1 protein-coding gene is annotated in these 522 nt (G+C 60.5%); it reads right to left on the reverse strand.

The window, feature by feature from the left end:
• Positions 1-223: 223 nt before the first annotated feature.
• The coding region (locus AWU74_RS07825; protein WP_162505062.1) for a tetratricopeptide repeat protein at positions 224-522 on the reverse strand (299 nt) is incomplete at its 5' end.

Raw genomic sequence — 522 nt, forward strand, 5'->3', positions numbered from 1 at the left:
GGGTCGAGCGCCAGCGCTTCCGTAAAACACATTATCGCGTTGTCTAAGTCGCCCCGCCCGGCAAAGAGAACGCCTTCCTTAATAAACGCGTCCGCGTCTGTATATTCCGTACTCATCGTATGCCTCCGGTCGCGGGCGCTCCGAATGGAAGCGAACCCGCCCCTTTCTCTCCCGCCCGTATCGGGGTTTCCGCCCCTCGGCGAAGCGCCCGGCGGGGTTCCGCCTACCGCCCCCGTCTCCGCGCAAGTTCAAGCCCCTTTTTTGCAAGCGCGTCATTCGGGTCAAGCTTCAGCGCTTGGGTATAATCCGCGATAGCCCGGTCATAGTCACCTCTGAAGTAATAGGCAGCGCCGCGGCTACGGTAGGCTTTCGCGTCATTCGGGTTGAGCCTGATTGCTTGGGTGAAATCCGCAATCGCTTGGTCGCGGTCGCCTTTGTAGAGACAGGCAGCGCCGCGATTAGTGTAGGCCGACGCATTCGTCGGATCGAGCTTCAGCGCTTGGGTGAAATCCGCGATAGCCC

This window comes from Treponema endosymbiont of Eucomonympha sp., from assembly GCF_001028545.1.